Source organism: Plantibacter sp. RU18 (assembly GCF_050613355.1).
Lineage (GTDB): Bacteria > Actinomycetota > Actinomycetes > Actinomycetales > Microbacteriaceae > Plantibacter.
Window position 1 is genome coordinate 811,110 of sequence record NZ_CP159618.1, and the last position, 17,039, is coordinate 828,148.

The following is a 17,039-nucleotide window of genomic DNA, read 5'->3' on the forward strand; positions in this document are numbered from 1 at the left end:
TTGCGAATCCGCCAGCAGAACAACACACAGTTTCCCTAGGTAGGCAGCAAGCGCTATTGCTAGCAGATTGCATGTATGTCTGCATTACACATCACTTGCTTGATTGCTAGCACTCTTGATAGCAGCTGTGCTAGGTTTAGAGCATGCAAACTCTCATGGTGTATTCCGAGAGCGGGGGAGTGACCAAGACCGTCACTGCCGTCTCGGTCGCCTACTGCGCCGCCTTCATGGGCAAACGTGTGGTGCTCGTGGATCTCGATCCCCGAGCTGCCACGACTCAGTGGCTCGGCGTCGAGCCCAAGGAGGCCGGCCTCGACGTCAGTGCGATCCTTGGTAACGCAGATCCGCGCGGTTGGGCTGAGTCTCTGGCTGTGCCGAGCGGGTTCCATGAGCTGCTGCGCGTCATCCCGAGCGGCCGCGGTGTCAGCTCGCAGGAAGCCGACCGCGCTGACCACTCTGAGCTGCGCCTCCGTGCCTCCCTCGACGGCCTCGACGCCGACGTGGTTGTCATCGATTGCCCCAACCGGCAGGGCGGACCGCCTCACCCTGAATGCCCTCACGGCCTCCGATTCGGTCGTGTACGCGGCTGCAGCGTCCTCTGACGGCGTTTCGGGGTTCCTCGGGGCACAGCAGAGCGTCCAGCGGTTCAAGGACGCCAGGCGGGCGATCGGCGCGCCTGACGCCTACCCGGAGGAGCTTGGCATCGTCGTGGGCGCGGTCAAGGAAACCGTGATGAGCCGCGCAGCGACGCACCTCGATTGATCAGTTCCGCGCGACGGGCCTGTTGCTCGAGCCCTTGGTGCCCAATCGCAGCATCGTCGACGAGGTGCGCTACAGCCACGAGTGGTACGGCGACTACCGCAAGGGAGCGCCTGTCATGTCCGCATACGCAGAGATCGCAGGAAAGGTGATCCGATGAACGACGAGCGCCCCGAGCGGCCGGCCATACTGCCACCGCGCACTGCGCCGCAGCCGGCACCGAACCTGCGTGACCCCATCGACCTCGCGCCGGCCTACCCCGGCACCCGCACCGACCCCGGCCGCGCCGGATGCCACGCTGGTTGTCGCCGTCACCCCGCAGGCGAAGGAGGCCACGGAGCCCCTGAACACGCGCGTCGCGGCCAGTGTCGCAGCGCTCGCCCGAGCTGCAGCGAAAGAGCATGACATTACGTTGCGCCAGGTGATCGAAGCCGCCGTGCTCACCCGTTGGGGGAGCTGACCTTCCCCAGATCAACCGCCTGGCACCCAGTTACAATGCATTCTTGACTGCAATCCAAGTTAAGATGTTTGAGGGGTTCGGTGGTTGGTCGGGCTCGGGGTGAGGGGCTGAACGTGGAACAAAAATCAGGACTGTTGGTGGTCCTTGCGATCCTGCTGGTGCCGGCGCTGGCAATCGGCGGGCTGCTGATGGGTGCCGCTGCTGCTAGCGAAGCCGGCGGCAGCGTCAATGTCTGCCGGGTGCCGGCGCGTGGTCGACGTCTCCGCAGCTGCCGGCGGTCGAGGGGTACACGCCCGCGCAGGGTCGGGAACGCGGGCCGCGATCATGAATGCCGCAGCGTCGCTCGGCATGAGCGCCCAGGCGCAAACCGTTGGCGTGATGACCGCGGCTCGGTGAGTCGGGTCTGCGCGTGCTCGACTACGGCGACGAGGCCGGCCCCGATTCCCGCGGCCTGTTCCAGCAGCGCACGTCATGGGGGACCCTCGCGCAGCGCATGGACCCGACAGCCAGCGCGATCCTGTTCTTCACCCGCTTGCAGGCCGGCGCCGGTGGTTGGGAGCAGATGACGCCGAGCGCGGCCGCGCACGCCGTGCAGAACAATACAGACCCAGATCACTACACGGAGTATTTTGACGCGGCTACGGCGATCGTCGCAGCGCTCAGTGGGGGAGCGGCACCTGCGGTGGCGGATGCAGCGTCAGTGCCGATGCGATGACGCTCGCGCAGCAGGCGATCATGACCGCGCACGCCGAGGGCCGGTTCACCACCTTGGTCGGCAGCGACCAGCCGGACCACCTGCCGGAGATCCAGGCCATTGCAAACGGGCAGAGCTTGCCGGACTGCGGCATTGACGTGGGCATTCTGCAGGTGATGGTGGTGGCGCTGAACAACTTCTCATCGGTCGGCGTCTCGGACATCAACCGGCTGTGCACGGGGCAGTCGCTCGGGGCCGGTGCCACGTCCTCGCACAACGTGGATGGGGGAGGGCACGCAGGTTGATTTCTACTCCCTCAACGGTGCCGCGATCAGCGGGGCGGATTCCGACTCGCTCCGGCTCATTGGGCTGATCGACCCGATGATGCCGAAGGGCTCTCGGGTTGGTCAGTCAGACTGCCGAACCAACGCCGGCACGTCGGTGACGCTCGCCAATCTGTCGCAGTTCCCGGACAGCTGGCAACCACCTTCACGTCGATAACGCGTTCGCGAAGTAGCAACCGCAACACAGAGGGGGCGCTCGGCTCGGTGAGCGCGGCCCTCTTGCGTGTTGGTTCGCGTGCTACGCGGTCGAGGCTGCAGGCCGGAGTCTGCGTTGCAGTTTCGCGGCGGACGCCATTGCTGCGTAGATCCCGAATGCTCCGGCGATCATGACCGGAAGGAGCCACCAGCCGCGCGCGAGTAGTGCGCCGCCGATCTCCGACTGACTCGCGCCCATGGACAGCATGAAGAGCACCGTTGGACCCGCCAGGATGATCAACGCGAGGAGCGCGGCCGGGAGGCTCAGCGCGGTCGAGCGAAGCGCCGCGCGCAGCACCGGCCGATCCGCGTGCTGCAGCACGGACGGGATCTGGGAGCCGACAACGCCGATAGCCAGCAGCAGCACGACGAGCTGCGCCCACCATGCGGACCAGCTAGCTGCTTCCAGCAGCGGCGTCATGAGTTTTTCCTTCATCTCTGCCGAGGGCTGGGCCTTGCGCGGCCGTCCGCCAGATCGACGGCTTGGCACCTCGATGTTCAGCTTCCGCACGGTCTTTTCGTCCCATCCGGCACGCTCCGCGGCCTGGAACGATTTCGCGTGCTCGCGCTCTGCTTCGCTCACCGCGGCGCGAGCGTCAGCGACCGCCTGAGCGGCGGACGCGAGGTCGCGGATCGTCTGCACCTTTGCGTCACGTGCCCGGTCAGTACGTCCGGGTCCGCTGCCGGGCCTGTGCAATCTGTTCGATATCCATTCTGCAATGCTAACCGCTCAGGTCTCGATTTCGGAGCCCTCGCGGCGCACGAGGTGACTCGCCGGGGCGATGCAAAACGCCGGATGCTGGGTGCCCCTCTGGCCTGACCCAGCCACCTGATGAGACGAGATCCACGCGCGAACCGGGGGCGCTACGGGGCGAGGAACGTCACCCGAGCATCCAGGATCGTTCCGAGGTCGCAAACGCGCCGCCTCTCGGCAAACCCTCCCTGTCCTCAGCCGCATTGCTGCACGGAAGGGCTCAGACTGCGAAAAACCACGTTCAGAGCATCTTGCAGAGCCAGTTATTCAGTTAGGTGCCCTAACTGCTTGAAATCCTCGACTTGTCCGCCGGGATTTGGCACACTGGACGTGTGGCTCCGAGGTGTCGGAGGCGCGGCGCTGGCAGAAGAGAAGGGCGGTGATCCCGTGTCGAACGTTGAGACGTCCGGTCGGCTCGGCAAGCAGCGCCGTGACAATGTTCGGGGTGGCCGTCAGCACTCGCACCGGGTGAAGGTGTCGCCCGAGGAAGAGGGCATGTTGGTTGCCCGAGCCGCTGCGGCGCACGTGACCGTGCCGCGGCTGTTGGTCGAGGCGGCGTTGTCGGACGGGCGCGAGACTCCCGCCGATCGTCGCAACCTCGCGGCTGAGTTGTTGGCGATTCGCGGGCTGTTGCGGGCTGTCTCCAACAACGTGAATCAGATCGCGAAGCACGCGAACACTACGGGGGAGTTGCCGGGAACGACTGCGGCCACGCTGCGTGCGGTGGACGACTTGTCCGGCCGTATCGACGAGATCGCCCGGCGGGTGTAGCGGCGATGATTCCAAAGCTGTCGCGCGGTGACCGCATGGCCGGTTTGATGAACTACCTCGCTGGTCCGGGCAAGAAGAACGAGCACGAGGACATTCACATTGTGGCGTCGTCGCCGTTGGTGTTCGCGCACCCTGCCGGCGTCGCGCTCAGCCAGGAGGATGCCGTCAGGGTTGCCCGTGAGATGGACGTCCCGCACGACGTGTTCAACGTCACCGTGCCCAAGGGGCACGTGTTCCATTGCTCCCTGAGTCTCAGCGCTGAGGAGGGCATTCAGACTGACGAACGGTGGGCCGAGATCGCGGCCGAGTTCGCGGACAAGATGGGTTTCACTGAGACCTCCGGGAAGGCGCCGCTTCGGTGGGTTGCGGTCCGGCACGGGCTCTCGTCGGCCGGCAACGATCACGTGCACATCGTGGCGTCGATCGTGCGCGAGGACGGTACGAAGTGGTCGGACTACAACGACCGTCCGCGGGTGCAGAAGGCTGCGCGCGAGATCGAGGAGAAGTTCGGCTATCGGCAGCTCGGCACGCTCAACGCTGAGCGCGGGTACCACCAGGCCGAGAAGCAGATTGCGGAGAAGCGGGGGCTTGTTGAGCTGCCCCGGGAGACGCTGCAGCGCCGTGTCCGCGCAGCTGCTTCGGCCTCCGTCGACGAGGCCGAGTTCGTGCGCCGGCTCCGCGGAACGGGCGTGCTCGTGCGGCCGCGATTCGCAGCCGGAACGACCGACGTCATCGAGGGTTTCAGCGTCGCCGTGCGGCCAACGAACCGGGGCGAGCGGCCCGTGTGGTTCGGCGGTGGCAGGCTCGCCCGCGATCTCACGTTGCCGAAGCTCCGCGCCGACTGGCCGGACAACGCCGAGAGCGCACTTGCCGCGTCTGCGGAGTGGAGCGCTGCGGCGAAGAACAAGCGGATCAGCGCTCCCGGCCGCGAGACCGTCACGCCGGGGATCGATCAGTGGGCTGCGGTGACGGCCGACGTCGTGAGCATCAATGAGCGTCTGCGGACGCTCCCGATCACGGACAAGGCTGCATGGGCTCAGGTCGCCCGCGAGACATCGGGTGCGTTGTCGGCGTGGTCGATCCGCACCGAGGCAATACCTGGCCCGTTGGCGGATGCTGCGCGGGCGCTGCGCCGTTCGGCGCAGGTGTCCGAGCACATTCCCGTTGGCAAGTACGCACCGATGCCGTCGCCCAAGGGGGCCGGCATGCTGCTGATGCAAGCAGCCGTTGGACCGTCCACCGCGGCCGGCCAAGCACTGTTGCTCCGGCAGATGATGAACACTGTCTCCGCGGTGTCCGGGATGCAGCAGGAGTCCGGGTTGCTGCACCAGGCCGAACGGTTGCGCCGCACCCACGAAGGCGCGCTGCAGAGCGTTCACGCACACCTCGCGGCCGTCGCCCCGACCGCGCCCGCGGGCCGTTGGGCTCAGGCAGGGGGAGCGGTCGCAACCGCCCCCGCGACGAAGATCGCGACGACGCCAGCACCCGCGCCGCCGAGCACTCCCGCGCCGGTCGTTCCGCTCACGGCCGAGCAGTTGGAGCTGCGCGAGCTGCAGCGGCTCCGAGCAGCGGCGAACGGTGCTGCAGCGGGCGTGAACAAGAACAAGCCGGTACGCACGCCGAAGCCCCCCGTCGCAACAGGGGCTAAGGCTAGGGAAGAGAAGAAGGACCGCCGCCGCGGCCTATAGGTACACCTATCGCATCAATGATAGGGTGTCCTATAGGAGGTGATTCACATGACCACGATCGATTACACGATGGAAGCGGGCCGAGCCCGGACGCTGCGGCGACGAGTGAATCTGGACCAGCTCGACTACCGACGCGAGCTGACCCGACTGGCCTCACTGGGCATCCCTCAACGGCAGCTCTCGAAGGAACTGGGGATTAGTCAACCGAGCCTGTCCACAGCGCTCAAGACAGCGGAGAAGGTGTCGCCGGCCCGGCCTGGCTTCTCCGGGGCCGACCCGTATGAGATCTGCCTCCGCTACTCGGTGGGCGAGCTGACCCGGGATCAGCTCATCGACGAGCTAACCCGCTGGGACTACGTCATTCCCGAAGCCCGCGAGCATGACTTCTTCGATGACCTCCGTTTCTCGACGCCGGGTTCATTCTCCGATGTCGGACAAGCGCGGAACGAGGGCTTGATCGACGGTGATGCCTACGATCTCGTCCTCGAAGCCACCGCATACGAGCCGCGGTAGTGGCAGATCAGGACCTGACCGAACAACATCGTCGCTCAGTCATTGCCCTGTCGAAGCCGGGTGAAGCACTGGCGGCTGGTGCGCCGCACGCCACGGTACGAAATCGTGCATGGTTTGTACAGCGTGGACCCGACCGGTTCGAACCGAAGAATGCTCGGGCACAGCTACACGATCGACTCATCGCGGAACAGCGAGACTCCGCGTCAGATGTCCGGAACGACCGCCGGGCGATCGTGCTTGCGGGTCCGCCGGGCGCGGGTAAAAGCACCGTTCTCGCCGACATCTTGGGCGACAGCCGAAATCAATACCTCGTGATCGATGCCGATGAGTTCAAGCAGTCGCTACTGCGCGAGGCGCAGCGTGACGGCAGCTACGAATCGATGATCAAGCCGCCCGAGATCCGCGCACGCGAAGTGGTCGGGGAACGTTTCTTCCCGCTCGAACTCGCCTCACTGGTCCACGAGGAGTCGTCGATACTGGCAGGCCGGCTCCGCACCGAAGCGGTCAGCGAAGGCAGCAACGTCGTGATTGACACCGTGCTGTCGTCCAGCGCCGCAGCGCAGGCGCTCGGTCGACAGCTGGATGCCGCCGGGTACCGCATCGAGGTCATCGACGTCGAGGTGCCGTTCGAGATCTCCGCCGCCAGAATCACCCAACGGTGGCAGCAGTCCTATGAAGCTGCTCTCAACGGCAGCGACCAGCTTGGTGGACGTTGGGTACCCAGCGAATATGCACACGACGTCTATGACGGTCCAGGAGGGATGTCGAGGCCCGAAGCGGCTGCGAGGGAGCTTGCCGCCGACTGTCCGGCAGTCGCGCGCTACCGGGTGTATCGAACAATTGACGAAGCGAGTGCAACAAGGAGAGCACCCGGTTCCTGGGAGAAGGATCTCGTTCGAGAGCAGCACGGTGGGCCATTACGCAGCACCCGTGCGTCAGCGACAACGGGGTCAACCAATGAAGCATCGAAGCAGCCCGCCGGCAACAGGTCCACACCGATGGACCCCGAGTTGGTGGAGCTACAGCGACTCCGGGCAGCGGCAAACGGTGCTGCGGCCGGCGTGAACAAGAACAAGCCGGCACCCACGACGAAGCCCCCGACCGCAACAGGGTCGAGGGCTCCGGAGGAGAAGAATGGCCGGCAGCGTTAGCGGCTTCCCTTCCGCATCTGGCGGTTCGGCGCGGCCGTGTTCTTCCGCGCCTTCGGAGCGTTCGGACGGGGACCGTTCACCGCGGCGACGGCCGGCGTCCCCTGGCTGATATCGGCCAGCATCCGCGCTCGCTTGTCGCTCTGATTCGCGGTCCCGTCGAGCCGATCAGCGAAGGCAGTACGACGGCCTGCGCTGTCGTATTCGACCCCGGCGTCGACGAACCGCACCCGTGCCTTGCGTTCCTCGCGCGCGTCCAGGTTGGGGAATTTCTCTTTGATCGCAGCATCCACGTCTGGGTCGATACCCAGCCACCCAGGAAGGTCGCTGACGCCGCCACGCGCTCCGGGCGCTGGTGCCGCATCCGGGTCGAGGTTCGCGAGCCGCGCGAGGGCGCGTTCTTTGCTGATCTCGATCGTGACGTCAGCTTCGTTCTGAAACTCCCATACTGGAAACTTCGCATCGGCCTGGTGCTGCTCGGCGGTGGCTTCCAACGCTGCACCGGTCCGAGTGTTCCCGTCGCCAGCCGCCCGCTGCCGGTCGGCCTCGCGTCGGTCGCCCCGAGCTGCAGCGCGCTCGTCGTCGGCCGCGGAGGCGTACTGCGATTCGGGCCGGGCGAGGTAGGACGCCACGAGGACGTTGTTCATCCGCTCGCGATCGTCCGGGGTTGTGTGCTTGATCATGTCGCGGCTGTAGGCGTCGCTGAGCTGTGGCTCAAACTGCGCCGCCCACTCCCTGGCCCGGATCAGCTCGGTGATCGTCTCCGGCTGACCGGACGTGTCGATCCCGCGACTGCTCAACCGCTCATCGAGATACGAACGCACAGCCGCGATCTGCGGATCATGCTCACCCCAGGCCGTGGCCGTTTGGTAGGCGGCACCGATCTGCTCCGGTGAGGCCACCTTCCACCAGTCGCGTTCGGTCACCTCAGAGAGCCCCGCACGGGCGCTGAGTCGTTCAGCGTCGAAACGGGCTTGCGCCTGTCGGCCGGCCTGCTCGCTGATCAGCCTCGCCTGACGCAGCTGCTCCTGACGGTGCCGCGCGGCCTGCTCACCGAGCCGAGCCGCGATCATCACCGCCTGACGCAACGTGTCGTCGAAGAGTTCGTTCATGCCGTCTGAATCACTCATCGCCACTCACCTGTCCGTCCGTGTCGTCGTCGCTCGTCGTGTCCTCAGTTGCAGGCCGTTCATCGGGGAAGAAGCCCTCGGGGGCTTCCACCAGCGGGAACGCCGGCAGCAGCTCCGTGTGCTCGGTGGTCGTGCAGCCCCTGAACGGCCCCTCCTCGGAGAGCATCACGGCCAGATGGTAATCGGCGTGGTCCTTCCACCACACCGACATGCCCGTCTGCCCGTCCAAACGCAGGTGCTCCCACGCCCGCCACAGTGCTTCCAACCGCATCACGGCTTCGGCGTGCTTCCACCAGGACGCGCACCAGGTCGTTTGCGAGCCGTTCGGGGTCAGGTAGCGCCGATACGCCGGCACCAGCCATTCGCTTAACCACTGCTCGGTAGACCCATAAACAAGTACCGCCTCGGGCTCGTCGTCATCGTCCTCCTCGGCCGGTCCGGCCTCGAACGCTTCGCGGACGGCATCGGCGGTTCGTTCGCGGAGATCCCCGAGCCGTTCCGGCGTCATGGCCGTGGTGACGGTCTCTTTGGCGATCGCCGCGACCTGCTTCTTGACCACGGCACGCGTTGCCGCTCCGACGATCTGGCTCAGGTCGAGTCCGTCGAGCTCGAACGCTACAGCTCGCTCGAGTACCGCATCGATGCTGTCTGGTCCTGCTGTCTCGTCGCTCATGCGTCGTCCCTCCTGTTGGTGGTCGTATCGAGATCCAGCCACCGGCTCCGGGGCCGCTCAGCAGCCACCAGCGGCGCTGTGAGCGCCGTAGCGGCAACGCTGGGTGCGCTGCCGTCTGGCTCGTGCAACGCCAGCGACGCGAGGATCTCGTCCTTGTGTGGGCCGTTCTGCCACGGGACTGTGCGCGCGAGCGTTGAGCGAGCGCCGGCACGGAACACGACGACGCGGCCGATCGGCAGTTCCTGCAGGTCTGAGATCGTCATGATGTTCTCTTTCCCGCCCTCCTTGTTGAACGATCGCGTCGTGCCGCCCTTGCTGCGCGACTCCGAAACGGTGTCGAAGGTGTACTCACCGATGAGGTTCGCGACCTTCCGCAAGAATCCCTCCTCGCTGATACCGGACCCCACGACCTTGACTGTCGCGGCCGACCAGATCATGTCCATGCCTTCCGTTCCCCACAGGCCAACGCCCTGTGACCACGACTGCAGGAACGCCACCGGGATGATGCCCTTGGAGCCGTAGTGCGAGTACTTCTTCGGCAGATCCGGCCACGGGCACACGTTCGCGACCTCATCGAGCAGCATCAGCAGCGGCACCGGCAGACGCCGGCCCTTGCACTGCATCGCGTACTCTTCCGCCGCTGCGGCCACCGCTACCGTGAGCGCTGTGGTCAGCGCGGCCGCGGACCCCTCACCCTCCTTGGAGAGCACATAGAGCGTGTCGCTGCTACGCACGAAAGCGTGCACGTCGAAGTGTGGCCGGCGCTCGCCAGGGGCGGGGTTCACCCACTGGCGGATGCTCTGCAGCTTCAACGACTGCATCATGTTGGTGGCCGTACCGAACACGCCGGATTTCTGCCCCGCCTCCATGTTGAACTTCTCCTCCAACGAACCGGCATTCAGCGAGAAGATCCCGCCGTGGTGTGCGCGCAGGATCTCAAGCGGTTCGCTCGGCTTGCCGTGCTGCAGCCAGGCGTAGACGTCCACGATCTCTTTGCCGCCGATCGCGGCCGCGAGAATGAGATCCGCGATCAGATCCTCACCAGCTGGATCGAAATACGGGTCGCGCTTCGCGGACGGATCACGGCCGGCCGCAGAGAACAGGCTCGCGAGCGTGCGCGCTTTGGCGTCGTCCGTGACGTAGCTGAGCGGGTTCCACCACCAGGTGGGTGCGTCGCCGGAGATCTGCTGCGGGTCGAAGGACCACACCGTGCCGAGCTTGCTCCGGCTCTCGCGTGTCGCGTCGATCACGTCGGGTTTGTTCGAGGTGGTGAGCACCGCACCAGGTGCGTCGAGCACCGCCGGGATGACCTGAGTGGACGACTTGCCCTGTCGTGGTCCCCAGATCTGCAGCACGACGGATTCGAAGTCAGCGATCAACCGTCGCCCGCCGGCCACACTGACGCCCAGGAACACGCCGATGCTGCCCGTGATGCCGAAACGAGCAGCCGCCTTGCCGGCGGCTTGCTCGCTGAGCTGCTGAATGTCCGCCCCGCGCCCCATCAGCGCGGCCTTGTGGTCCACCCGCGACTTGGAGCCGCGCCCGCGGGAGCGCAGCAGCACCACGGCCACCACACCGCCCACCAGCAGCAGTACGAACGCCACGGCAGCGACCGTGGACGTCACCGACCAGGTGACCCGGTTCCCGATCAGCAGGAACGGGGCCGAGAGCGGATTCGCCGGGAGCTGCTGGCCGTCACGGCTGAGCAGCGAACCGCCGTAGATCCCGACGATGGGCACCGCCAGGGCGAGCACGATAGCCGCGAGCAGCGCGATCGGGCCGGCGGCACTGCCCGTCGCTTGCCGCTGCCTGCCCATCAGCTCGCCACTCGCTGCTCGGCCATGTCCCACCGAAGGTTCGTGTTCCCGAGGCGCTTTTCGATCGCGGTCATGCGCGTCCTGATCGGGATCCCCGGAGCGTTCCCGAGCTTCACCGGGTCTGTACGTTAAACGGTGTAACTCCGATGAAGGAGGAACCCTATGGAACCGCAGGTCGAAGAAGTGATGGTGCCCGCCCCTGAGTATGTCGAGGCGCTGGCTGCGCAGGGCCCGCTGGAGCCGCCCCTGGTGGTGTGGTGGCACGGCTGGTCGGTGACGCCCAGCGAGAGGGCGTCGCGATCGATGGTGAGGGCGGGCTGCTCGCGCAGCTGACCCGGCTGGTTGTCGAGTCAGCTCTTGAGGGTGAGCTGACGGCGCATCTCGGTTACGAAAAACATGAGCGCGTCGGCGACGACGGGCCCGGGAACGCCCGCAACGGCACACGAGCGAAGACGGTGCTGACAAAGGCTGGCCCGGTGGAGATCGACGTTCCCCGAGATCGGGCAGGGACGTTCGAGCCCGTGGTCGTGAAGAAGCGGCAGCGGCGCCTGGGCTCGATCGAGGACATCGTTTTGTCGCTCTCGGCGCGGGGGCTGACGCATGGGGACATTGCCGCGCACCTCGCCGACGTGTATGGGACCGAGGTGTCCAAGACGACGATTTCCACCATCACGGACAAGGTCCTCGACGGGATGGCGGAGTGGCAGGGGCGCCCGCTGGATACGGTATATCCGGTGGTGTTCATCGACGCGATTCACGTCAAGATCCGTGACGGGCAAGTCGCTAACCGTCCCATCTATGTGGTCCTCGCGGTCACGGCAGAGGGGAATCGGGACATTCTCGGTCTCTGGGCCGGCGATGGTGGGGAGGGGGCGAAGTACTGGCAGCATGTGCTGACCGAGATCAAGAACCGCGGTGTCCTTGACGTGTTGATGCTTGTCTGCGACGGTCTCACCGGTCTGCCCGACGCCGTCAACGCCGTCTGGCCCGAGACGTTGGTGCAGGCCTGCATCGTGCATTTGTCAAGCCCCGGGTTTGGTAGAGGCTCGGTTAGACCCGTTCCATCACGGTGATGGTGGGTAGTTGCGTGTAGAAGTTGTTCTCGGCTTCGACGGGTGGGATGTGTCCGATCTCGCCGTGGAGCCGGCGGTGGTTGTACCAGTCGATGTATTCCGCGACCGCGATCTCGAGCTCGTCGATCCCCTTCCACGGGCCGAGGTTGCGGATCAGTTCGGCCTTGAATAGAGAGTTCAGCGCCTCGGCCATCGCGTTGTCGTAGCTGTCGCCCTTGGACCCAACCGAGGCGACTGCTTCTGCCTCAGCGAGGCGGTCGGTGTAGCGCACGGCACGATATTGGACTCCACGATCCGAGTGGTGGACAAGTTGTGACAGGTCCCGGCCGGCACGCTGCCGCGTCCAGACGCCCATCTCGAGAGCATCGAGGGCAAGCTCGGTGTGCATGGTTGTGGAGAGCTGCCAGCCCACGATCCGGCGGGAGAACACGTCCAATACGAACGCGGCATACACCCAGCCGGAGAACGTCCGAATGTAGGTGATGTCCGCAACCCAGAGGCAGTCCGGTGCAGGTGCGGTGAACCGTCGGTCAACGAGGTCCCCCGGACGATCCGTGAATGGCCCAGGGATCGTCGTGCGTGGCCCCTTGGCCCGCGAGATCCCGCGGAGACCCTCCCGACGCATGAGCCGCTCGATCGTGCACCTGGCCACCCGGTGGCCATCGCGACGCAGCTGCGCATGGACCTTCCGGACGCCATAGACGCCATAGTTCGCTTGGTGCACGGCACGGACCTTCACCACGGTGTCCTCGTCACTGACGGACCGCTGCGAGGGCGGCCGAGACCGCGCGGCATAGTACGTCTGCGGGGCAATCGGCAGTTCCCTGCAGATCGGCTCGACCCCGAACTCTTCCTTGTGTTCATCGATGTAGGCGATCATCTGCTGTGTGGGCGGTCGAGCTCCGCCGCGAAGAAAACCGACGCGCTCCGCAAAATCGCGTTCGCCCGCCGCAACTCCCTCACCTCACGCTCCACCTCGACCAGGCGAACCGCAGTATCAGTGGACGTCCCCGAACGCAGACCCCCATCGACCTCGGCGCGCTGGACCCAGCCACGCAACGTGTCCGACGGGACACCAAGCTGCCGGCCGATCCTGGTACACACACCACGGCGGCCCCCATCCGCATCACGCGCCTCGAACACAAGGCGCACTGCACGCTCTCTCAATTCCGCCGGGTACTTCCTCAAAGCTGGCATACTCCTCATCCTTTCAGGACGATCAGAGTCTCCATCAAACCAAGGGCAAGACAATTTGATGCAGAACAGTTTCAAGTACTCCGCCCGGCAGGACTGGGACAAGATCGCGAAAGCTTTGAAGCCCGTCTACCAGGCGTCGACCGTCGCGGAGGCGGAAGAGCGCTTCCTCGAGTTCGGGGAGGCTTGGGGGAAGAAATACCCCGCGATCATCCGGTTGTGGGAGAACGCGTGGGCGGAGTTCGTGCCCTTCCTTGGATTCGATCGAGAGATTCGCCGGATCGTCTGTACGACGAACGCGATCGAGTCCGTCAATGCCAGGATCCGAAAAGCGGTCAGGGCCAGGGGCCACTTCCCGAACGAGCAGTCGGCGTTGAAATGTGTCTACCTCGCGGTCATGGCCCTCGACCCAACGGGCAAAGGACGAGCCCGCTGGACCCAACGATGGAAGCAAGCATTGAACGCGTTCGACATCCGATTCAACGGCCGCCTCAGCGGCGCCAACCAGTAAAACAACAACCGAGATACACCGTTAATTTGACAGTCCCCGTGTCCACGATCCGGGGTCAAGGCCCAGCATCGTTGATGCGCTCATTGACATGCCCCCCTTCGGGGGTCATGCTGAGGCGTATCGCGTCATTTCTGGCGTGTGTGAGAGGTTGGAGTTGGTTATGGGTATCGAAGACGTCACCGCGAAAGCCAAGGAGTTTCTCGGCGACAACCGCGTCAAGGACGCGTTGAATAGCGAGCAAGCTGAACACACCGGCGACAAAGTGCTCGATGGTGTCGCGGATGTCGCGAACAAGGTCACCGGAGACAAAGCCGAGGAGCAAATCGGTTCTGCGCGTGATGCCGCGGACAAAGCGGTCGGCACTGAATAGCGAGCATCACCAGCAGGATGCCCGATCGATCCGTAGCTTCGGGCGCGGAGAATCGGCGCCGGCGTTGTGGGGCGTGCGGACATGCTCAAGGAGCGTCTTCGCACGCGCCACAACGGCGTAACTGCGTGCGATGCGGCAGCTGCTTTCTCGCATCGACGGGAATGGAGAGCGGGCAGGGTCCGGGTACTGACAGATGCGGAAATCGCGGCGATGCTGCGCCCGTTGCTGCACCTCACGGAGCAGCGGCGGTTCGCTGCGGAGATCACCGAAAAGTTCCAAACCACGTCAGACCTTGACGCGATTGTCGAACGAGATCAGGCAGAGATCCGGGTGGCAGAGCTGGATCTCGAGATCTGTGAGCGATCAGTGCATTGGACGAGATCGGTGCGTGGCACGCGGCGGGCATTATTCAACAGTCACTCGACCAAGCAGGGAGGTTTAACCGGTCGGTGCACCGGTGAGTTCTGCAAGTCTCTCATTCGGGGTGGCGCAGCGGCAGCGTTTCCGTGGCCGCGACGATCTCCAGGTGACGGTGGAGCTTGACACCCTGATCCCAGCTGATCACGGACAACGATCCAGCGTGGTTGATCGTCTGCAACGCGGAACAGGAAGCACTTCCCAGTGGCACGGTCAACGAGCGCCCCGATCGCACCGCGGTTGTTCTTGCCGATGATCAGATCGCCCTCAAGGTGACCGAGAACCATCCGGCCGTCCGCTTCGCCTGGGCTTTCACGGAACGACACCATGTTCTGAATTCTCCCCACGCGGCCGTTCTTCGGCCGGCGAGGTTGCGGATAGTCCGTCTTGTCCTGGTCACCGGCCAGTCGGGGCACAACACGGGACTCACCGGTGCATTGATCGGTTGAATCTTCCGTGCTCCGTGTCAAACACCTCAAGACGAAATCAATATTCGCTGATTCTCTGGGACAAGTTTCGTTATCCGGTGATCAGGGCTGAGTGAACGTGGTCTCTGGTGGGGGTTTCTCCGCGGCTTCGTATGCTGAAGCTTGCAGGCTATAGAGGTCATGGTAGAGGCCTCTAGCGGCGAAGAGCTCGCGGTGGGTTCCGTGTTCGGCGATACGACCGTTGTCGAGTACGTAGATTCGGTCGGCGAACTGGACACTCGCCATCCGGTGGGTGATGAGCACAACGGTGCGATTTTCGGCGTAATGACGAATCGCTTCAAAGACGGCATGTTCGGCTCTCGCGTCGAGAGCGGCTGTTGGTTCGTCGCAGATCAGGATGCGGGCGTCACGATAGAGCCCGCGCGCGATCGCGATCCGCTGCCACTGGCCGCCGGAGAGGTCGACGCCGCCGAGGAAGGAGGCGTCGAGCAGAGTCTCCGCCCCATCGGGGAGTTGATTGAGTACGCTGTCAGCCGATGACGCCTGCACAGCAGCCTCGAATCGTTCGGCTGCTGATGGTTCCCTGTCGTTGCCGAGAGTGATGTTTCGTCGCGCGCTGAACGGCCAGTGTGAGTAGTCCTGACTAATAACCGAGATGGTGTGACGCAGCTCTTCCAGGTCGATGCTCGTTGACGGAACCCCGCCGAAGGAGACTTCGCCGGTCGCTGGCTGGTAGAGGCCGGCCAGGAGTTTCGACAGTGTTGTCTTCCCTGAACCGTTCTCGCCGACAAGGGCAATCGCTTCTCCTTGACGAATTGTCACGCTGACATCGTGTAGAGCTAGCTTCTCTGAGCCAGGATAGCTGAACGATACATCCTTCACTTCAATGTGGTCGGCGTCTGCGGACGGCGGGACTCCTCCGGTGCGTTCCAGGCGACTACGAGCATCCTCCAGCAGTGCGATGTAGTCGTCATAGAACAGCGACTGTTCGTAGAACATGTTGGTTTGCCAGCCGATACCGCGGAGAGAGCCCAGAGCGGTACGGATGGCAAAGAACGCTGTTCCGGCGACTGCGAAGCTCATCACCCCTGTCATCAGCAGCACGGTGAGTACGACATAGACAACGGCAGCGCCAGCTCCTCCGACCGCTTCGCCAATACTGTTTGTCTTGGCCTGGTCGTTCGCCAGACGCAGCTGGGCGTCGCGAACCCATGTGGCGCTGACCCGAAATTGTCCCATCAGGAACGGACGCATTGTGTTTGCTCGCACTTCGGGCGCTGCCTGACGCGAGGTGAGGAGGTCGATGATCTTCTCCTTGCGACGCCCTGGCCCACCGGTGTGGAAATAGGTTCCATATGCCAAGCGAGACGCGCGCACTGAGGCGAGCCAGGTGGGGATCACGGCCAGCAGAAGCAGCGGAGCCAGGAGTGGATTCAGCACGAGAAGGACACCAGCGATCGTGACGAACTGGATCACGCTGCCCACAATGTCGAGAAGAGCAGACAGAAGACTCTCCGGAAGGCGAGGCGCACTTTCCTTGACCCGGTGTACAGCATCGTTAAACGCAGAATCGTCGAACGCGATGACCTCGACCCGACTCACCAGTTCGAGAATGCGCTCCTCAACCTGCTGATTCAGTCGCGCTCCGAGGCGTTGTCGTGCGAGTGACGCGCCCTGACGCATCGCCTCGCGAGCCACCAGAGCGACAACGATGATCGCGAGGGACGGCAGGGCTTGAGTCACTCGCTCCGGAGTCGGACCACTAGCGAACAGGTTCGCGAGGACATCGGTCGTCGCGAACAGCCCAACAGCGACCGCCAGCTCAGTGCCGAGCGTGAGCACGATCATGACGGCTGTCGCCCAGCGGGAGACTGACCAGCAATCGCGGAGGACGGCAGAGAAGATACGCGGGATCCGCAGCACCATCGTTCCGAAATTTGTTGTCGCTACCGTGTCATCGTGAGCGAACCAAGTGCCCTTAACCGCTGCGAGTTCGTCGAGATCATCTTCTGATTCATCATCGTGCGCAACCATGCCCGGATCATACTCTCGGGTCAGCGGTAACATTCAGAACTGAGCCGATACTGTACTTATGTATGC

Annotated in this window: 18 protein-coding genes, 1 pseudogene and 1 other annotated feature; of the genes and pseudogenes, 13 read left to right on the top strand and 6 right to left on the bottom strand. The window is 64.5% G+C overall.

Features of this window, described 5'->3' with window-relative positions; genetic code table 11:
• Positions 1-143 precede the first annotated feature (143 nt).
• From ABMA10_RS03850 to ABMA10_RS03870, 5 genes are all read left to right on the top strand, one after another.
• Entirely contained in the window at positions 144-602 is a 459-nt protein-coding gene (locus ABMA10_RS03850; protein WP_431031206.1) for a ParA family protein, read from the top strand.
• Positions 577-762: a hypothetical protein gene (locus tag ABMA10_RS03855; RefSeq protein WP_431031207.1), complete on the top strand. Its 186-nt coding sequence runs from the start codon at positions 577-579 to the stop codon at positions 760-762. The genes ABMA10_RS03850 and ABMA10_RS03855 overlap by 26 nt, the downstream gene beginning before the upstream one ends.
• 226 nt (positions 763-988) lie before the next feature.
• A complete protein-coding gene (locus ABMA10_RS03860; protein WP_431031208.1) occupies positions 989-1,219 on the top strand; it encodes a hypothetical protein in 231 nt (76 codons plus the stop codon).
• A gap of 409 nt (positions 1,220-1,628) precedes the next feature.
• Positions 1,629-1,934, top strand: coding sequence for a hypothetical protein (locus ABMA10_RS03865; RefSeq protein WP_431031209.1), 306 nt, complete (start codon positions 1,629-1,631; stop codon positions 1,932-1,934).
• Positions 1,931-2,218, top strand: a complete 288-nt coding sequence (locus ABMA10_RS03870; protein WP_431031210.1) for a hypothetical protein — start codon at positions 1,931-1,933, stop codon at positions 2,216-2,218. The genes ABMA10_RS03865 and ABMA10_RS03870 overlap by 4 nt, the downstream gene beginning before the upstream one ends.
• Positions 2,219-2,495: 277 nt before the next feature.
• On the opposite strand, the gene ABMA10_RS03875 is transcribed toward ABMA10_RS03870, so the two are convergent.
• Positions 2,496-3,095 carry a hypothetical protein gene (locus ABMA10_RS03875; RefSeq protein ID WP_431031211.1) on the bottom strand — a complete coding sequence of 200 codons (600 nt, stop codon included), beginning with the start codon at positions 3,093-3,095 and terminating at the stop codon, positions 2,496-2,498.
• 498 nt (positions 3,096-3,593) lie between these two features.
• Here ABMA10_RS03875 and ABMA10_RS03880 point away from each other — a divergent pair, with 498 nt between their 5' ends.
• Genes ABMA10_RS03880 through ABMA10_RS03895 form a run of 4 tightly spaced genes read left to right on the top strand, consistent with a single transcriptional unit; the run spans position 3,594 to position 7,329 of the window.
• On the top strand, positions 3,594-3,977 hold the full coding sequence (locus tag ABMA10_RS03880; RefSeq protein ID WP_431030909.1) for a plasmid mobilization protein: 384 nt from the start codon (positions 3,594-3,596) through the stop codon (positions 3,975-3,977).
• Between the two features lie 35 nt (positions 3,978-4,012).
• Positions 4,013-5,665: a relaxase/mobilization nuclease domain-containing protein gene (locus tag ABMA10_RS03885; protein WP_431031212.1), complete on the top strand. Its 1,653-nt coding sequence runs from the start codon at positions 4,013-4,015 to the stop codon at positions 5,663-5,665.
• A gap of 48 nt (positions 5,666-5,713) precedes the next feature.
• Positions 5,714-6,178 (top strand): hypothetical protein, encoded by a 465-nt coding sequence (locus ABMA10_RS03890; RefSeq protein ID WP_431030907.1) that lies wholly within the window; start codon positions 5,714-5,716, stop codon positions 6,176-6,178.
• Positions 6,178-7,329, top strand: coding sequence for a zeta toxin family protein (locus ABMA10_RS03895; RefSeq protein WP_431030906.1), 1,152 nt, complete (start codon positions 6,178-6,180; stop codon positions 7,327-7,329). The genes ABMA10_RS03890 and ABMA10_RS03895 overlap by 1 nt, the downstream gene beginning before the upstream one ends.
• On the opposite strand, the gene ABMA10_RS03900 is transcribed toward ABMA10_RS03895, so the two are convergent.
• Genes ABMA10_RS03900 through ABMA10_RS03910 form a run of 3 tightly spaced genes read right to left on the bottom strand, consistent with a single transcriptional unit; the run spans position 7,326 to position 11,210 of the window.
• Entirely contained in the window at positions 7,326-8,456 is a 1,131-nt protein-coding gene (locus ABMA10_RS03900; RefSeq protein WP_431030905.1) for a hypothetical protein, read from the bottom strand. The two genes, ABMA10_RS03895 and ABMA10_RS03900, sit on opposite strands and share 4 nt — an antisense overlap.
• The gene (locus ABMA10_RS03905) at positions 8,449-9,129 is read right to left on the bottom strand and encodes a DUF4913 domain-containing protein (protein WP_431030904.1); all 681 of its coding nucleotides are present in this window, start codon (positions 9,127-9,129) and stop codon (positions 8,449-8,451) included. The genes ABMA10_RS03900 and ABMA10_RS03905 overlap by 8 nt, the downstream gene beginning before the upstream one ends.
• On the bottom strand, positions 9,126-11,210 hold the full coding sequence (locus ABMA10_RS03910) for a type IV secretory system conjugative DNA transfer family protein (protein WP_431031213.1): 2,085 nt from the start codon (positions 11,208-11,210) through the stop codon (positions 9,126-9,128). Before ABMA10_RS03910 ends, ABMA10_RS03905 begins: the two co-directional genes overlap by 4 nt.
• Here ABMA10_RS03910 and ABMA10_RS03915 point away from each other — a divergent pair.
• Positions 11,201-11,968 (top strand): annotated as a pseudogene (locus ABMA10_RS03915) (IS256 family transposase); the annotation flags it as partial. The gene ABMA10_RS03910 and the pseudogene ABMA10_RS03915 overlap by 10 nt on opposite strands.
• 28 nt (positions 11,969-11,996) lie before the next feature.
• On the opposite strand, the gene ABMA10_RS03920 reads toward ABMA10_RS03915, so the two are convergent.
• Positions 11,997-13,216 (bottom strand): IS3 family transposase gene (locus ABMA10_RS03920; protein ID WP_431031001.1). Its coding sequence is split into 2 segments (ribosomal slippage): positions 11,997-12,937 and positions 12,937-13,216, totalling 1,221 coding nucleotides; the frame shifts between segments, so codons are not numbered across the junction.
• Positions 12,825-12,938, bottom strand: a sequence feature (AL1L pseudoknot). (Overlaps the previous gene by 114 nt.)
• A 58-nt stretch (positions 13,217-13,274) precedes the next feature.
• Here ABMA10_RS03920 and ABMA10_RS03925 point away from each other — a divergent pair.
• The 3 genes from ABMA10_RS03925 to ABMA10_RS03935 all read left to right on the top strand — a co-directional run bounded on the left by ABMA10_RS03925 (position 13,275) and on the right by ABMA10_RS03935 (position 14,960).
• Positions 13,275-13,724, top strand: a complete 450-nt coding sequence (locus ABMA10_RS03925; RefSeq protein WP_431031214.1) for a transposase — start codon at positions 13,275-13,277, stop codon at positions 13,722-13,724.
• A gap of 160 nt (positions 13,725-13,884) precedes the next feature.
• A complete protein-coding gene (locus ABMA10_RS03930; RefSeq protein ID WP_431030901.1) occupies positions 13,885-14,094 on the top strand; it encodes an antitoxin in 210 nt (69 codons plus the stop codon).
• 584 nt (positions 14,095-14,678) lie between these two features.
• Positions 14,679-14,960, top strand: coding sequence for a hypothetical protein (locus tag ABMA10_RS03935; RefSeq protein ID WP_431030900.1), 282 nt, complete (start codon positions 14,679-14,681; stop codon positions 14,958-14,960).
• An 81-nt stretch (positions 14,961-15,041) separates the two neighbouring features.
• Here ABMA10_RS03935 and ABMA10_RS03940 read toward each other — a convergent pair whose 3' ends face one another.
• Positions 15,042-16,973 (bottom strand): ABC transporter ATP-binding protein, encoded by a 1,932-nt coding sequence (locus ABMA10_RS03940; protein WP_431030899.1) that lies wholly within the window; start codon positions 16,971-16,973, stop codon positions 15,042-15,044.
• Positions 16,974-17,039: the final 66 nt, after the last annotated feature.